Annotated in this window: 13 protein-coding genes; 7 read left to right on the top strand and 6 right to left on the bottom strand. The window is 66.5% G+C overall.

Annotated features, from left to right (window positions below; all coding sequences use genetic code 11):
* Window positions 1-27: 27 nt before the first annotated feature.
* The 6 genes from LY622_RS10635 to LY622_RS10610 all read right to left on the bottom strand — a co-directional run bounded on the left by LY622_RS10635 (window position 28) and on the right by LY622_RS10610 (window position 8,225).
* A complete protein-coding gene (locus tag LY622_RS10635) occupies window positions 28-1,023 on the bottom strand; it encodes an adenosine deaminase (protein WP_234290881.1) in 996 nt (331 codons plus the stop codon).
* A 25-nt stretch (window positions 1,024-1,048) separates the two neighbouring features.
* Entirely contained in the window at window positions 1,049-2,779 is a 1,731-nt protein-coding gene (gene cydC / locus LY622_RS10630) for a thiol reductant ABC exporter subunit CydC (RefSeq protein ID WP_234290880.1), read from the bottom strand.
* On the bottom strand, window positions 2,772-4,493 hold the full coding sequence (cydD, locus tag LY622_RS10625) for a thiol reductant ABC exporter subunit CydD (protein WP_234290879.1): 1,722 nt from the start codon (window positions 4,491-4,493) through the stop codon (window positions 2,772-2,774). The genes cydC and cydD overlap by 8 nt, the downstream gene beginning before the upstream one ends.
* Window positions 4,494-4,497: 4 nt before the next feature.
* Window positions 4,498-5,508 carry a cytochrome d ubiquinol oxidase subunit II gene (gene cydB / locus LY622_RS10620; RefSeq protein WP_234290878.1) on the bottom strand — a complete coding sequence of 337 codons (1,011 nt, stop codon included), beginning with the start codon at window positions 5,506-5,508 and terminating at the stop codon, window positions 4,498-4,500.
* Window positions 5,509-5,511: 3 nt separating this feature from the next.
* Complete coding sequence (locus LY622_RS10615) at window positions 5,512-6,924, bottom strand: cytochrome ubiquinol oxidase subunit I (protein WP_234290877.1); 1,413 nt, start codon at window positions 6,922-6,924, stop codon at window positions 5,512-5,514.
* Between the two features lie 317 nt (window positions 6,925-7,241).
* Window positions 7,242-8,225, bottom strand: coding sequence for a calcium/sodium antiporter (locus LY622_RS10610; protein ID WP_234290876.1), 984 nt, complete (start codon window positions 8,223-8,225; stop codon window positions 7,242-7,244).
* Between the two features lie 236 nt (window positions 8,226-8,461).
* Between LY622_RS10610 and LY622_RS10605 the strand changes: the two genes are divergently transcribed.
* The 7 genes from LY622_RS10605 to LY622_RS10575 all read left to right on the top strand — a co-directional run bounded on the left by LY622_RS10605 (window position 8,462) and on the right by LY622_RS10575 (window position 16,112).
* Window positions 8,462-9,760, top strand: coding sequence for a PqiA/YebS family transporter subunit (locus tag LY622_RS10605; RefSeq protein WP_234290875.1), 1,299 nt, complete (start codon window positions 8,462-8,464; stop codon window positions 9,758-9,760).
* Window positions 9,757-11,430 carry an intermembrane transport protein PqiB gene (pqiB, locus tag LY622_RS10600; RefSeq protein ID WP_234290874.1) on the top strand — a complete coding sequence of 558 codons (1,674 nt, stop codon included), beginning with the start codon at window positions 9,757-9,759 and terminating at the stop codon, window positions 11,428-11,430. The genes LY622_RS10605 and pqiB overlap by 4 nt, the downstream gene beginning before the upstream one ends.
* Window positions 11,431-11,490: 60 nt before the next feature.
* On the top strand, window positions 11,491-12,075 hold the full coding sequence (locus tag LY622_RS10595; RefSeq protein ID WP_234290873.1) for a PqiC family protein: 585 nt from the start codon (window positions 11,491-11,493) through the stop codon (window positions 12,073-12,075).
* A 61-nt stretch (window positions 12,076-12,136) separates the two neighbouring features.
* Complete coding sequence (locus LY622_RS10590; RefSeq protein ID WP_234290872.1) at window positions 12,137-12,622, top strand: helix-hairpin-helix domain-containing protein; 486 nt, start codon at window positions 12,137-12,139, stop codon at window positions 12,620-12,622.
* 250 nt (window positions 12,623-12,872) lie between these two features.
* Entirely contained in the window at window positions 12,873-14,207 is a 1,335-nt protein-coding gene (locus LY622_RS10585) for a DEAD/DEAH box helicase (RefSeq protein ID WP_234290871.1), read from the top strand.
* 149 nt (window positions 14,208-14,356) lie between these two features.
* The gene (locus tag LY622_RS10580; RefSeq protein WP_234290870.1) at window positions 14,357-14,908 is read left to right on the top strand and encodes a hypothetical protein; all 552 of its coding nucleotides are present in this window, start codon (window positions 14,357-14,359) and stop codon (window positions 14,906-14,908) included.
* Window positions 14,898-16,112 (top strand): MFS transporter, encoded by a 1,215-nt coding sequence (locus tag LY622_RS10575; protein WP_234290869.1) that lies wholly within the window; start codon window positions 14,898-14,900, stop codon window positions 16,110-16,112. The genes LY622_RS10580 and LY622_RS10575 overlap by 11 nt, the downstream gene beginning before the upstream one ends.
* The last annotated feature ends 590 nt before the right edge of the window (window positions 16,113-16,702 follow it).

The raw sequence follows: 16,702 nt of genomic DNA, 5'->3' as shown, positions 1-16,702 counted from the left end.
GGCTCCCGGCGAAATCCGGGAGCTTTTTTATGCGCTCTCGGCCAGCTTCCGGTGCAGCTCGAGGCGACGGGTATCGCTCATGAAGGCCGCTTCGATGGCGGTACCGGCCAGTTGCACGAAGGTCTCCCGGGACCAGTCGAATGCCTCATGGCAGGCCCGGTAGTTGTCGAGCACACCGCCGCCGAAATAGGCCGGGTCGTCGGAATTGATGGTCAGCCTCAGGCCCGCCTCCATCAACTGGGGTAGCGGGTGATCCTCCATGCGCTCGACGACCTTGAGCTTGACGTTGGAGAGCGGACAGACGGTGAGCACCACAGCCTCGTCGCGCAGCCGTGCGACCAGCTCGGGGTCTTCCAGGCAGCGCACGCCATGATCGATGCGGCAGACGTCCAGCAGGTCCAGCGCTTCACGGATGTACTCCGGCGGCCCCTCCTCGCCGGCATGGGCGACCCGGGGAATGCCGAGCATACGGGCACGCTGGAATACCTCGACGAACTTGGAAGGGGGATGCCCCCGCTCGGCGCTGTCGAGCCCCACGGCATCGATCATTTCCCAGTAGGGCGCCGCGCTTTCCAGCACTTTCATGGCCTCTTCGGCCGACCTGTCGCGCAGGAAGGCCATGATCAGTGCCGTGGACATGCCCAGCTCCCGTTCGGCATGACGCTGGGCCAGGCTCAGCCCCTCCATCACGACATCGAGCTCGATGCCACGAACCAGGTGGGCCTGGGGATCGAAGTGCATCTCCACGTGCACCACCCCTTCGTCATGGGCACGACGAAAATAGTCCATGGCCAGGTCATGGAAGTCTTCAGCGGTCCTCAGCACGCTCATGCCCTGGTAATAGAGGTCGAGAAAGGCGGGCAGGTCGTCGAACTCGTAGGCCGCGCGCACCGCCTCCACCGAAGCGTATGGCAGGGCGATGCCGTTTCGTTCCGCCAGGGCAAACATCAGCTCCGGTTCCAGGGAGCCCTCGATATGCAGATGGAGCTCGGCCTTGGGTAGCCGCTGAAGGAAGTCACGCATTTGTCACCTCGTCGTCAGTTTCTCTTCATCCTGATCGAAACGAGTGCGCTGCGCAATCGGTCAACCGCCCCTGATAGAGGCGCTCATGACGGGTGATACCCGGTGGTTCGAAGGCCCCGGCGAGCTGGTGCACCAGGTAGATAACGGTGCGACCGGCGAGCCATTGGTCGAGGCGACCCGAGAGCCTGGCCGCCAGCTCGGCATCCAGCCCGGCAAAGGGTTCGTCGAGGATCACCAGCCCAGGGTCACGCAGCCACAGCCGCGCCAGGGCGAGGCGACGCGCCTGCCCCCCCGAGAGCTGACGCCCACCCTCGCCCACCCGGGTAGCCAGGCCGCGGGGGAGCGACTCGGCCCAATCCGCGAGCTCCACCCAGGCCAGTGCCCGCCACAGCTCAGACTCATCGGCCTTGGGGTCGGCCAGATACAGATTGTGCGCGAGGCTGTCCTGAAAGAGATCGACGCGCTGCCCCAGGATAGCCACTCGCTCGCGCAGCGATCGTTCTTCGATGTTATGGAGTGCGCTGCCACCGAGCCGTATCTCGCCGGCTGTCGGTGGCAACTGGCGCGTCAGCAGCGCCGCCACGCTGGATTTGCCGGCACCGGAGGCGCCCGTCAGGGCCAGTCGCGCTCCGGCGGGCAGCGCGAGGTCGACACTCTCCAGTGCCGGCTGCAACGCGCCGGGATAGCGCAGGGTCACCCCCCGCAGGACAACCGACAGCGGCCCTGCCGGCAGCGCCTCATGGCCCGGCTTCGTGCCCTCGCCCCCGGATGCCACCAGCTCATTGAGCCGTTCGGCCGCGGCGCGAGTCGCCCCCAGGTGGGTGAAGGCCACGGGCAGCAGCGCCAGCGCCTCCCCCGTGGCAAGCACCGCCAGCGGCAGCATGACCATCACGGCCCCGCTGATGCCGCCCTGCTCCCAGGCCATCGCGGCCAACCAGAGTGCCGTCAGCATGGCGAGCCCGACCATCAGGTTGACCAGCGACGTGCCAAAACCGGACAGCCGCCCCAGAGAGCGCTGGAGCTGCTGCAATTGCGACTCGCGCTGCAGCAGCAGGCGGCGATGAGCGTCGCGGGCGCCGTAGGCCTCCAGTTCCGCCTGGCCCTGCAGATGCTCGATGGCCTGGCTACGCAGGCGCTGTACGTGGCTGACCTGGCTGTGGCTCGGCGCCATCCCGAGCCAGGCCTGCCCGACGGTGAGCCAGAGCCAGGCAGACAGCAGCAGCGCCGCCACCGCCAGGCCCGCCACGGGCACCCACAGCGCCACAAAGCCCGACAGCAGCAGGACCGCCAGCAGCGCTACTGCCGGCGGGGCGAGCAGACGCAGGTAGAGACTGTCCAGGGTGTCGATATCGGCGGTCAGGCGGTTGAGCCAGTCGCTGGCACGCCGACGAGCCAGCACACGCTCGTCGAGCCGCGCCATGACGGCAAAGAGCGTGCCACGCAGATCGGCCAGCAGCCGCAGCACGGTGTCATGGTTGTAGAGACGCTCGACGTAGCGCGCCACGGTCCGGGTCACGGCGAAGGTGCGTATCCCGCCGCCGGGCACATGAACGTCGAGGGTCGCCGCGAGCCCCGCCGCCAACGCCATGCCGGTCAGGGCGCTGGCGGTAATGAACCAGCCCGAGAGGGCCAGCAGGCCGATGGCGGAGCCCAGCGTAAGCGCCAGCAACGCAGCCCCGGCCATTAGCCGCCGGCGCCGGCGCGCCAACAGGCGTAGCCAGGGGCGCAGGGTTATCGGCAGCGAAGGATCACGCATCGTCGCGCCTCTCATCGTCCTTCTCATCGCCCTTCGCCTCGCCGCTATCCGACACGACCCGGCCTTCGGCCAGTACCAGGCGCCGAGTCGCCAGCGCCATCAATGCCGGATGATGGGTGGCAATCACCAGGGTACGACCGGTATCGGAAAGCTGTCGCAGCGATTCGATGATCCCGGCCTCGGCACCCTCGTCGAGGCTGGCGGTGGGCTCGTCCAGCAGCACCAGTGGCGAATTGGAGAGAAACACCCGCGCAAGCGCGAGCCGCTGCGCCTGGCCGCCGGAGAGCCCCGAGCCGCGCTCTCCCAGAGGGGTCGCGAGGCCACCAGGCAGCGCATCCACCACATCGGCCAGACCGGCGTGACGCAGGGCCTGGTGCAATTCGGCGTCACTCGCCCCGGGGGCGGCCAGGCGAAGATTGTCGGCCAGGCTGCCAGGGATCAGCAGAGGCCGCTGGTCCATCCAGGCGAAGCTCAGCCCATCCATGACACGCCTTTCGCCCTGGTCCGGGGCCACGAAGCCCGCCAGCAGCTGCAGCAGGGCCGACTTGCCGACCCCGGAAGGCCCCGTTATCGCCAGGATATCGCCCTGGCGCACGGTCAGGTCCAGCGGCCCCAGCACCCGGCCACGCCCCGGGTGGTCGAGGGTGACATTGACGAGTGAGACCACCTGGCCGGCTTCCCGGACCGGCCGGGGCCGACCTGTCCTCTGCTCCGCCGCCGCTTCGGACAGCAGCGCCACCATGCCGTCCGCCGCACCCAGGGCGGCGGCGCGATCATGATAGTGCTGGGCCAGGCTGCGCAGGGGCTGGAAGAACTCCGGCGCCAGCAGCAGCACCAGCAGCCCGGTGAACAGCGTCAGCTGCGGCGACGGGCCATAGTCGATATAGCCCAGCAGCCCGAAGCCGACATAGATGGCGACCACGGCGATGGCCACCGAGGCGAAGAACTCCAGCACCGCCGAGGAGAGAAAGGCGAGCCGCAGGGTGCGCATGCTCAGCCGCCGGTAGTCGTCGGCCGCCTCGTGCACCTCGTGGGTTGCCGCTTCGGTGCGGTGGAACAGCTGAAGCGTGGCGATGCCGCGAACGCGATCGAGAAAGTGGCCGGCCAGGCGACTGACCGCGGCAAACTGCGCCTGATTCAGTCGCTCCGCCCCCATCCCCACCAGCGCCATGAACAGGGGGATCAAGGGAGCCGCCAGCAGCAGGAAGAGTGCGGCCAGCCAGTCCAGCCACAGCACCACGACCAGGATCATCACGGGAATCGCCACGGCCAGCCGAAGCTGCGGCAGGAAGCGGGCGAAATAGCCGTCCAACGCCTCGACCTGCTCCACCAGCTGGCTGGCCAGCCCTGCCGTATGGCGAGCACCGGCACGCACAGGCCCCATGGCCGCGAGGTGATCGAGCAGTTCGGCCCGCACCGCCCGGCGGATGCGCAGGCTGGCTTCCTGGCCCGCCAGCTCCTGCCCCCACTGGGCCAGGGCACGCACCGGCAGCACCGCAGCCAGGGCCAGAAAGCCACCGCCAAGCGACGCCACGCTGGCACCGTCCACGAGCAGGCGACTGATGATCCAGGCCAGCAGCAGCATCTGCACGATGGTCAGGGCGCCGACAGCGAAGCCGGCCAGCGCCGCCAGCGTCAGCCAGACTCGCTGGCCGGCGGCATGGGCCGCCAGCCAGCGGCGCGGCGTCAATTCCGGGCCGAAGCGCTCGCCCATTGGCTCAGTGATACCCTTCGCCAACCCTGACCTTGCCGCGGAAGACCCAGTAGGACCAGAAGGTATAGACCAGCACGAAGGGCAGCACGAAGAGCACCCCGATCAGCAGGAACAGCTGCGATTCCGGCGCCGAGGCGGCGTCCCAGATGGTGTAGTCCGGCGGCACGATCATCGGCCACTTGCTGACCACCAGCCCCAGGTAGGTGAACAGGAACATGCCCAGGGTGGCCATGAAGGGCATCAGCTCCCGGCGACGCTTCACCGACCAGTGGACGACAAACATGCAGAGCAGGGTCAGCGCGGGGAGTATCCAGATCCAGCCGATGTTGCCGAACCAGCGCTCCCAGACCAGTGGATTCACCAGCGGCGTCCAGATGCTGATGATGGCGAAGATCGCCAGCACCGCCAGCAGCAGCCGCGGTGTCAGCCTGTAGGCCCAGGCCTGGATATAGCCCTCCGACTTGAGGATCAGCCAGGTGGTACCCAGCAGCGTGTAGCCGATCATGATGCCGATCCCGGTCAGTACCGAGAAGGGAGTGAGCCAGTCGAAGGCGCCCCCCACGAAGACGCGGTCCTGGGTCTCGAAGCCCTGGATATAGGTACCCACCACGGCCCCCTGGGCAAAGGCGGCGATGGCCGACCCCCAACTGAACGCTCGGTTCCACATCCGGCGACCGCGGCGATCGCGATGCGACTTGAAGCGCAGCTCGAAGGCCACGCCGCGAAATACCAGCCCCGCCAGCATCAGGAATACACCGATATAGAGCGCCGGCAGGAACACGGAATAGACCAGAGGAAAGGCGCCCAGCAGCCCCGCGCCCCCCAGCACCAGCCAGGTCTCGTTACCATCCCACACCGGCGCGACAGAGTTCATCATCACGTCCCGGGCATCCTCGTCCGGTGCGAAGGGAAAGAGGATGCCAAGCCCCAGGTCGAAGCCGTCCATGAGCACGTACATCATGATGCCGAAGCCGATGATCAGCGCCCAGATCAATGACAGGTCGAACATCTCCATGTCTCAGCCCTCCGCCTTGGTGGGGTCGTCGTCGAAGGGGGTGCTGGCAGCCGACCAGGGCCGCTTGGGCGTCTCGAAGTCGTCGACCAGCTTCTCTTCATCCCGGGGCTGCATGCCGTAGCGGATGACCCGCGTCAGGTAGTAGGTGCCGGCATAGAAGATCACGCCATAGACCGTGATGTAGCCGAGCAGCGTGAACAGCGCCATGCCACCGGTCAGCGAGGGCGTGACCCCTTCCGCATGGGTCATCATCCCGTAGACAAGCCAGGGGGCTCGTCCCGACTCGGTGGTGACCCAGCCGGCTAGCACCGCGATGAAGGGCGTCACCGACATCAGCCGGAGCGTCTGCAGGAATCGACGGGAGTGATAGAGGCGCCCGCCCCGCCGCAGATAGAATCCCAGCAGGGAGACCGCGATCATCAGGAAGCCGAGGCCGACCATGATCCGGAACGACCAGAACACCAGGGCAACCGGCGGCTGCTCCTCAGGCGGCGCCTCGAGAATGCCCGGCACCTCGCCATGCAGCTCGTGAGTCAGGATCAGGCTCGCCGCATAGGGGATGCCGATCTCGAAGCGGTTCTGCTGGGCCGTCTGGTCCGGCCAGGCAAACAGCAGGAACGGCGCCCCCTCCCGGGTTTCCCAGTTACCCTCCATGGCCGCCAGCTTGGTGGGCTGGTACTCCAGGGTATTGAGACCGTGGAAGTCGCCCACCAGGGCCTGGCTCGGCGTCAGCACCAGCAGCATCCACAGGCACATGGAGAGCGCCTTGCGGTTGGCTTCCACGTCGCGGCCGATCAGCAGGTACCAGGCGCTGACCCCGGCCACCACGAAGCCACCGGTAATGAACGATGCCATGGCCATATGGGCGAGACGATACGGAAACGAAGGGTTGAATATCGCCTCGGTCCAGGAGGTCACGCGAAAGACGCCGTTGATCACCTCGACCCCGGCCGGGGTGTGCATCCAGCTGTTGGCGGAGAGTATCCAGAAGGTCGAAATGAAGGTGCCCACTGCCACCATGATGGCGGCGAACAGATGCACGCCCTGGGGCACCCGGCCACGGCCGAACAGCAGCACGCCGAGGAAGGCCGCTTCGAGGAAGAAGGCGGTGACGACCTCGTAGCTCAGCAGCGGCCCCATGAAGTTGGCGGTGGACTGGGCGAAGTTGCTCCAGTTGGTGCCGAACTGGAAGGACATGACGATGCCCGACACCACCCCCATGCCGAACGCCACGGCAAAGACCCGGGTCCAGAGCTGGGCCAGGCGGTCCCAGGCCGGGTTGGCGGTCTTGTAGAACAGCGCATGAAGCACGGCAATGTAGGACGCCAGGCCGATGGTGAAGACCGGAAAGATGGCGTGGAAGGAAACCACGAAAGCGAACTGCAATCGTGACAGCAACAGGGGATCTAGCTCCATGACGCAATACCTCTTGGCTGCAAAGAGTTCACGTCTCAAGGGATGCGGATGCACACCGTGTGCTTTTGTGCCTCCGGCAACGCCCTCCTGGCTTGCCGTGACGCATTCCACCTCGACACTCTGATGAGACTAACGGCCTGCTGATGAGCCTAGCAGCCTGGCTGGTGTGACGCCGTCCTGTAACGGCGTTGCGACCAGCGGCTGCCCGGCCTCACGACAGGGCCGACAACGAAGCTGAACAGTAACCGTTATGACTCCGCTTTTCCTGTGTCTGGTTGTCGCAGCACTCCCTGGATGCTCTCCCTCTTCAGGTGGGCTCAAGCGCTGCCGGACAGCACCACCAGCCGGATCATGAAGAGCATATAGCCGAGGAACAGGGTCAGCAGCACGGCCCCTTCGAGGCGATTGATACGGCCCGGGCGCCCCCGCCAGCCCATGGCGAAGACCACCATCAGCGCCGTCATGACAGCCATCAGGCTCCAGTCCCGCAGCAGCACCTCGCTGCCGACCTCGATGGGCCGGATCACCGCGGCGAGCCCGACGACGCCCAGCGTATTGAAGAGGTTCGAGCCGACCACGTTGCCCAGCACCAGGTCGTGCTCACCCCGGCGCAAAGCGCTGACCGAGGCGGCCAGCTCGGGCAGCGATGTACCCACCGCCACCACGGTGAGCCCGATGATCAGGTCGCTGACGCCAAAGCCCTGGGCGATGGCAACCGCCCCCCACACCAGGATGCGTGAACTCACGATCAGCAGCAGCAGGCCCACCAGGGTCCAGACCAGCCCAGCCTTGAGCGACATGGGCTTGACCGCCAGGCTCTCCTCGGTCTCCGCCGCCAGGGCATCCGGCCCGGCTCGGCGGGCCTGCAGGATACTGAACAGGATGAACGCGGCCAGCAGTGCCAGCAGCAGGCTGCCCTCCATGCGCCCGATCACCCCGCCCCACATCAACAGGGCCGACAGCAGCGTCACCCCACCCAACAGCGGCAGCTCCCGGCGAATCACCCCGGAGTGCACCGACAGCGGCGACGCCAGTGCCACCAGCCCGAGAATCAGGCCGATGTTGGCGATATTCGAGCCGTAGGCATTACCCAGCGCCAGCCCCGGATTGCCTTGCCCCGCCGCCAGTGCCGATACCATCAGTTCCGGTGCCGATGTACCGAAGCCAAGCACCAGCATGCCGATCAGCAGTGGTGAGACACCCAGGCGACGGGATGTGGCTGCCGCCCCTTCGACGAAGCGCTCGGCGCTCCAGACCAGCAGAACCAGACCGCCAATGACGGCGAGAGCGGGTAGCAACATTCCATTTCCTCGGGAACATTCAGTGCCGAATGTTTGTATATGGTATGCATGGCGTCAACATGTCACACTTTCGTTTGACGCCCATGGCCATGTCGACATGATGTGTACTGCCGAGCGGCAGTTGGTGGCGCTCTTTTCTTCCCGTCTCAGGTAAATGCTTCAGGTAAACGACGCCGGTGCCCAGGCAACCCGTACGAACGTTCCGAACTCCTGGTTTTCCGCAGGGCGAGCCCCTGGTGGACCAGTACCCGCCCGAGGCACGCACCTCGCGGCGGCGCCTGCGCGCCTGCCACGAGTGCGACTGGCTGGTCGCGCTGCCGCCCCTGCGTGGCGGACAGAAGGCCGACTGCCCCCGCTGTGGACATACGCTGGCCACGCGCCACCATCGACCGGCCCAACGTAGCATGGCCCTGGCCATATCGGCACTCATCGCGCTGATGCTGGCGGCCTCCTTTCCGTTCGTCAGCTTCAGCGTGGGGGGTATCGGCAACAACATCGAGCTTTCCCAGACCGCCACGACGCTGATCGGCTTCCACCAGCCCCTGGTGGCGATCGCCGTGATCCTGACCATCCTGGTCTTGCCCGCCGTCTACCTGCTCGGGGTGATCTGGCTGCAGTTCGGCCTGCTGCGTGGCGAGCCGTTGCCGTCCAGTCGCAATATCGCCCGCTCGCTCTCCCACCTGCACCCCTGGATGATGGCAGACGTCTTCATCATTGGCGCGCTGGTCAGCCTGATCAAGGTCGCCGGCATGGCGCAGATCGAGCTCGGCGTCTCCTTCTGGGCCTTCTGCGCCTTCGCCATTCTGCTGCTGTCGACCACGCAATCCCTCGATTCGGACTGGATGTGGTTCTCTCTCAGCGGCGAACCCTTGGCACCGGAGGGGGCTCGCTCGGGCCAGACAGCGGCCTCCCAGGGTTTGACCGGCTGCCCCACCTGCGGCCTGGTCAACCGACTCTCGCCGCAAGGGAAAACGCATTGTCGACGCTGCGATGAACAGCTGCACGCCCGCATGCCGCATAGCCTGCAGCGAACCTGGGCCCTGCTGGCCGCCGCCGCGGTGATGTACGTGCCGGCCAACCTCTATCCGATCATGACCACCACCAGCCTGGGACATTCCACGCCATCGACCATCATCGGCGGTGTCGTGGAGTTGATCCAGATGGGCTCCTGGCCTATCGCGGCAGTGATCTTCACCGCCAGCGTGATCGTCCCGGTGGGGAAACTGGTGGCACTATCCTGGCTCTGCCTGGTGGTCAAGCGCAGCAACGAACTCAACGCCGGCACGCGAACGCGGCTCTACCGCCTCACCGAGTTCATCGGCCGCTGGTCCATGGTCGACGTCTTCGTGGTGGCCATCCTGGTCGCCCTGATTCGCGCCGGGTCGCTGATGTCCATTACCCCGGGCCCCGCCGCCCTGGCCTTCGGCAGTGTCGTGGTACTGACCATGCTGGCCGCCATGACCTTCGACCCACGCCTGATCTGGGACACGCCTCCGCCGCGTGCCACCCGCGACCCGCAAGGAATCTCTGAATGAGCGAGACACCCCGCGAACCCGATACCCGGGAGCTGCACCGTGCCAAGCCCTCGCCCCAGGCACGGCTGTCGCCGATCTGGATCGTCCCCATCGTTGCCATCGTGATCGGCCTGTGGCTGGTATACGACAACTATCGCAGTCGTGGCCCGTTGATCACCTTGACCATGTCCAACGCCGAAGGCATCGAGGCCGGCAGCACGCTGATCAAGACCCGCAACGTCGAGGTGGGGCGCGTCGAACGGGTACAGCTTTCCGACGACCTGACCCATACCGTGATCTCCGCACGCATGGCGCCGGACTCCGATGCCATGCTGACCGAGGGCAGCCGCTTCTGGGTCGTGAAGCCGCGTATCGGCCGCGAAGGCATCAGCGGTTTGGGCACCGTGCTCTCCGGGGCCTTCATCCAGCTGCAGCCCGGCAGGGGCGAGCCGGGCGTCCGGGAGTTCGAGGTGAGCGACCAGCCCCCAGTGGCCCCGGCGGATGCCGCCGGCGTTCGCGTCAACCTGATCAGCCAGCTGGGCAACTCGCTGCGTCCCGGCGACCCCGTCACCTTCCAGGGCTACACGGTGGGACGCGTGGAGGAGGTCAACTTCGATGCCGAGGCCCGCCGCATGGACCAACGCATCTTCATCGAGAGCCCTTACGACCGGCTGGTCACCGACACTACGCGCTTCTGGTCCGCCAGCGGCGTCGACCTGCGCCTCGACGCCGATGGCATCCGGGTCAACGTCGAATCCCTGGAGGCCCTGCTGGGAGGCGGGGTGACATTCGGCGTGCCCGAGGACCTGCCCCGCGGCAATCCGGTGGCGGACGACACCGCCTTCAACCTCTATCCCGATGAGGACAGCGCTCGCCAGGGCACCTTCAACCGCTACCTGGAATACGTACTGCTGGTGGAAGATACCGTTCGCGGCCTGTCCCGGGGGGCGCCGGTAGAGTTTCGCGGGGTGCGCATCGGCACGGTGGCCGCGGTACCCTGGCAGTTCACCGCCTCCCAGCCGGCGAACCGCGGCGGCTTCTCGATCCCGGTACTGATCCGCATCGAGCCCCAGCGGCTGGGCATCGAGAACCAGGAAGTGGATCTCGAGGAGTGGGAGCAGCGCTTCCGGCGGCTCTTCGATACCGGGCTGCGCGCCTCGCTCAAGTCGGGCAACCTGCTCACCGGCGCCATGTTCGTGGATATCAATTTCCATCGCGAAGAGGCCGACAGCTACATAGCGGAAACCTTCAGCAACCGGACCGTCTTCCCGATCACCTCGGCCGGATTTGCCCAGATCGAATCCCAGGTGACCAGCCTGCTCACCAAGCTCAACGACCTGGAGATCGAGCCGCTGCTGGCCGGCCTCGACCGCAACCTGGCAACATCGGAGGCCATGCTTACCGAAGTGCGCGAGCTGAGCAGCTCGCTGCAGGCCATGCTCGACGACCCTGGCACTCGCAGCCTGCCGAGCAACCTGAACGCGACGCTGGTGGCCCTGCAGGAGACGCTGGAGGGCATGTCGCCGGACTCCAGTGCCTATCGCGAGCTGAGCGGCGCCGCCGAGCGCCTCGAACGCATGATGCGCGACCTCCAGCCGGTGACCCGCACGCTCAACGAGAATCCGCGGGCGCTGCTGTTCGACAGCCTGGATACCGACGACCCGCAACCCCGCGCACCGAGACGCAACTGAACTGAACAGGGAACCTGGAATGAGTTTCAAGACTTCGAGACCTGCGCAACGGAGCCGTGCATGAGGACATTGCCTGCCCTTCTCACCCTGGCGATGCTGCTCGGGCTCAGCGGCTGCGCCACCAGCACCACGCCGGCCAATCGCTTCATGCTGCCCGACAGCCAGGCCGTACCCTCCGGCGGGCCCGGTGCCGAACATGTGCTACGGGTCCGTGCCCCGCGCCTGGCCCACTACCTGGACGTGGATGGCATCGTGCTGCAGCTCGACGACATCAGCCTGAATGCGGCTCGCCAGCACCTCTGGGCCGAACCCCTGGGGCGCCAGCTCGAACGAGGCATGCGGGCACGCCTTGCCGAGCGCCTGGGCGACACCCGTGTCCTGCGCGACGAAGGCGGCCAGCGGGAGCCCGATGCGCTGTTCCTGCGGCTGGAGGTCGATAGTTTCCAGGGCCGCTACGACGGCCTGGCGGTGGCCAGCGGCCAGTGGCAGCTGCTGGCAGCGGATGGAACCCTGCTGGCCATGGAGAACTTCCGCGCAGAGACGGAGCTCGACGATGACGGCTACCCCGCCCTGGTGAGGGCCCTGGGCAGAAGCTGGGATCAGGTGGCCGACCAGGTGGCCGCAACCGTACGTCGCCATCGATGAGGCGACGAGTACGCTACGCTAGTAGCGTACTGCAATCACAGAATCGAACAGGAACAGCGTCATGAGCGATACCGGGCAGCATGAAACCACCCTTTCACGGGACGATGCGCTGTCGCTGCAAGCGCAGGCGCGTGAGTTCGAGTCGAGCCTGCTCGCAGCAATGGATGCCGAACCGGCAACGGCGGTAGCCTCGCTGCAGACGGCCAGCCAGGCACTGACGGAGCTGCAGGAGCGCCTGCGGCAGCATCCGGACATCGAGCTGCCGATGCTGGAGCGCCTCGAGCGGAGCATGAACCGGCTGGCCGGCGAGCTCTATGGTCGCGGCGCCTGTGATCACCTGGACCAGCAGGCACAGCAGGCCTACATCGACCGCTTCGCACAGCGGCTCACCCTGCTCGACGGCATCGGCCCGGTCAGCGCCAGGGCGCTCTTCGCCCACGGTATCAGCGACCTCGAGCAGTTGAAGGCACTCAAACCGGAAGCCCTCGACAACGTCAAGGGCCTCAATGCCGCCACTCGGGCACGCATCAAGCAGAACCTTCCGTAACCGGGAGCCTGGAAGGCATTCCTGGAAAATCCCGTTGGACAAGCGCCACGCTGGAAAATCATCTGCCCGGAAAACAAGGCGGTGGCGCAGGAACAAGCTGCGCTACCGCCAACGCTGTGGCATAATGCGCCTTCGCGGCAACCTGTAGTCCCTCCTGCCGCGCCCTGAACCGAATTTTTCACGCCTTGGCCCGGGACTGGTCATGTGCAAGACGCACATGGCACGGCGGAGGCGTATCTGCGGAGACCGCATGACCTTTTCCGAACTCGGCCTGCGTGCCGAACTGCTCCGTGCCGTTGAGGCACAGGGCTACACGATTCCGACCCCCATTCAGCGCCAGGCGATACCTGCCGTCCTCAATGGTGGCGACCTGCTGGCCAGCGCCCAGACCGGCACCGGCAAGACCGCCGGCTTCACCCTGCCGATGCTGCAACGCCTGGCGGAAGGACCGCGACCCGGCAAGCGCCAGATTCGCGCCCTGATCCTGACGCCGACCCGCGAACTGGCCGCCCAGGTGGGCGAAAGCGTGGCCGACTACGGTCGCCACCTCACCATGAAGAGCCATGTCATCTTCGGCGGCGTAGGTCAGCAGCCCCAGGTGGATGCCATCCGCCCCGGCCTGGACGTCCTGATCGCCACGCCCGGCCGCCTGCTCGACCTGCACCAGCAGAAGCACGTGGACCTCTCCCACGTCGAGATCCTGGTGCTCGACGAAGCCGATCGCATGCTGGACATGGGCTTCATCCACGACATCAAGAAGATCCTGCGCGTGCTGCCCGAGAAGCGCCAGAACCTGCTGTTCTCGGCCACCTTCTCCAACGAGATCCAGGCGCTTGCCGGCAAGCTGCTCGATAACCCGGCCATGATCGAGGTGGCGCGTCGCAACACTACCGCCGAGACCGTCGACCAGTCGATCTATCGCGTCGACAGGGAGAAGAAGCGTGAGCTGCTGGCCCACCTGATCACCCGTCACAGCTGGAACCAGGTGTTGGTCTTCACCCGCACCAAGCATGGCGCCAACCGGCTGGCCGAGCAGCTCTCCAAGCAGGACATCCCTGCCATGGCGATTCACGGCAACAAGAGCCAGTCGGCGCGCACCAAGGCCCTGGCCGCCTTCAAGACCGGCGACCTGCAGGTATTGGTGGCAACCGACATCGCGGCTCGCGGCCTCGATATCAACGAACTGCCCCACGTGGTCAATTTCGAGCTGCCCAACGTGGCGGAAGACTACGTTCACCGTATCGGCCGCACCGGCCGAGCCGGCAGCGACGGCCAGGCCGTTTCACTGGTCTGCGTCGACGAGCATGGCCTGCTGAAGGGTATCGAGCGGCTGATCAAGCGCGACCTGACCAAGCATGTCGAGCCCGGCTTCGAGCCCGACCCCAACGCCAAGCCCGAGCCCATCGAGAACGGTCGCGGCGGGCGCGGTGGTCGCTCTGGCGGCCAGGGGCAGCGCGGCAACGGCGGCAACAGCACCGGGAACCGCGGTGCCGCTTCGCGTGGCAGCGAAGGCAACCGTAGCGGCGACGACAGCCGGGCACCACGCCGGCGTCGCAGTCGCGGCCAGGGCGCTCGCCAAGCCTGATTCGGCACATGGTAGACTGCTGGGATCTGTGCCAATGTAGGCAGCCAAATTGTGCCGTACGAGTGCTACCGATACCGAGTGTACCGTGCCGATAGGGAGAGAACAGGGATGAGCGCGTATCGGCGTGCCGTTGTGAAAGTGCCCTACCAATGCTGAAGTGGCTGACCGGCAAACAGCCCATTCCGGTCTGGGTCATCAAGCAGATCGACGACGGCCTGCTCCACCTTTGCGGGCAGGCCACCGTCGAGCCCCGGAAGAAACGCAGCGTCGTTCTCACGGAACTGCATGAGAGGCGTTACCAGGGTGCAGTGAACATGGCCAGCGGAGGACTCGTCCTGAACGCTCGGCTCTTTGCCGCGCTGGTACCGCTGGAGGCGCTGGAACTGGATACACAGGCCCTGGCTCACTGGCAGGGGCGCACCTGGCATGTCTCACAGGTTCCCCAACGCTGCTGGACCTTCGATGGCCCCTTGATCGCACAGCGTCAACGACAGGACGACCGGGAGCTGTTGATCAGCACCGAGGATGTCTCCGGCATTCGCCGCCAGGTCAAGGCCAGCCTGGATCCCGGCGTGGTGACCTTCGGCTCCCCCACCCCCGAACACCCCTTGATTGCGCCCCGTGACGGCGAACATACCGATGCGTCGGGCACATCCAAAAAGCCGCCCAAAGGGCGGGAATGGCGAGGCGATGACGACTGACACGAAGCGTAACACCGCCCGCATGATACTGTTTCTATTCCTGATGGTGCTGGTCGGCCTCAACCTGAGGCCCGCGCTCTCCTCGCTCGCCCCCCTGCTGGTCAGGCTGCAGCTGGACACCGGCCTCTCTCCGCTGGCCATCGGCGCGCTCACCACCCTGCCCGTCCTCTGCCTGGGCATCTTCGCCCCCCTGGCCCCCTGGCTCGCCAAGCGGCTCGGGCCCGAGAACACCCTGACACTGGCGCTCGCCGCCCTGATCGCCGGCCTGCTGCTACGCGGCCTCCCCGCCACACCGCTGCTTTTCGCCGGCACCTTGCTGGTGGGCGCCGCCATCGGCGTGGCCGGCACGCTGCTACCGGCCCTGGTCAAGCGCGAGATACCCGCCGGGGCCGACCTGATGACCGGTGTCTACACCATGGCACTGTGCCTCGGGGGCGCCCTCGGTGCCGGCCTCAGCATCCCGCTGGCCGACCTGCTCGGCAGCTGGCGACTCAGCCTGATCAGTTGGTCGCTGCTGGGCGTGACGGCCCTGCTGGCCTGGATCATGCTCATGCCGCGAACCCCAAGGGGCACGCCGCTGCCCGGAGGCGGCGGCTCCCTGCGCCAACTGCTCTCCCAGCCGCTCGCCTGGCAGGTGATGCTCTACATGGGCACACAGTCGTCGCTGGCCTATATCGTCTTCGGCTGGCTGCCCACCCTGCTTCAGGCCCGTGGCTATGGGGAGTCGGAAGCCGGCTGGATGATGGGCGCTTCGGTCATGGTGCAGCTCATCTCGGCCCTGGGGGCACCCTGGCTTGCACGCTTCAGCCGTGACCAGCGCCCCGCCCTGATGCTGGTGCTGGGCTGTGTCGGCGCCGGCCTCTGGCTGCTGCTGCTCGGTCCCACGAGCTGGCGCTGGGCCGGTGTGGTACTGCTCGGCCTTGGCCAGGGCGGCTGCTTCAGCCTGGCATTGACGCTGATCGTACTGCGCACCGCCAACTCGCGCCTGGCCGGCAAGCTCTCCGGCCTGGCCCAGGGCGGCGGCTACACCCTGGCCGCCATGGGGCCGCTGGCGGTGGGTATCCTGCTGCAGTTCGACGTCAGCCTGACCATCGTCACCACCGCCCTGCTGCTGATCGTCGCGGTATCCGCGATCTTCGCCATGCTGGCCGGGCGCAACCAGCGCCTGGACGTGAATGAAGCGGGCCAGCTGGTGACACGCTGAGGGTGCCACGGCAGGAAAAATCCGCTGTTGGAGCGCTGGTCCCCATCGCGACTGGCGCCGCCAGGCGCCTCGGCAGAGGCTGCTGCGGCAGCAGTTATTGCTCACATCGGCAACACCGCCGGGAGGCCTTCGGCCTCCAGTCGTGAGCTAAAGCTTCCTCCAACAGCGGCGTGGCACCGTCGGTGGAGAGGATCGCTGTAGGAGCGCTCGGTTCGGCGCTCCGACTCCGCATCGCGACTGGCGCCGCAGGCGCCCCGGCGGAGGCCGCCGCCACGGCGGTAATCGCAACGTTTCCAACACCGCCAGGAGGCCTACGGCCTCCAGTCGTGAGCTGAAGCTTCCTCCGACAGGGTGGCAATCGCTTGCCACGGCAGGAAAAATCCGCTGTAGGAGCGCTCGGTTCGGCGCTCCGACTCCGCATCGCGCCTGGCGCCGCCAGGCGCCACGGCGGAGGCCGCCGCCACGGCGATAATCGCATCGTTTCCAACACCACCGGGGAGGCCTTCGGCCTCCAGTCGTGAGCTAAAGCTTCCTCCAACAGCGGCGTGGCACCGTCGGTGGAGAGGATCGCTGTAGGAGCGCTCGGTTCG

Source organism: Halomonas alkalisoli (assembly GCF_021412585.1).
Taxonomy (GTDB): Bacteria; Pseudomonadota; Gammaproteobacteria; order Pseudomonadales; family Halomonadaceae; genus Halomonas; species Halomonas alkalisoli.
This window is presented reverse-complemented; position numbering and strand designations above follow the sequence as displayed.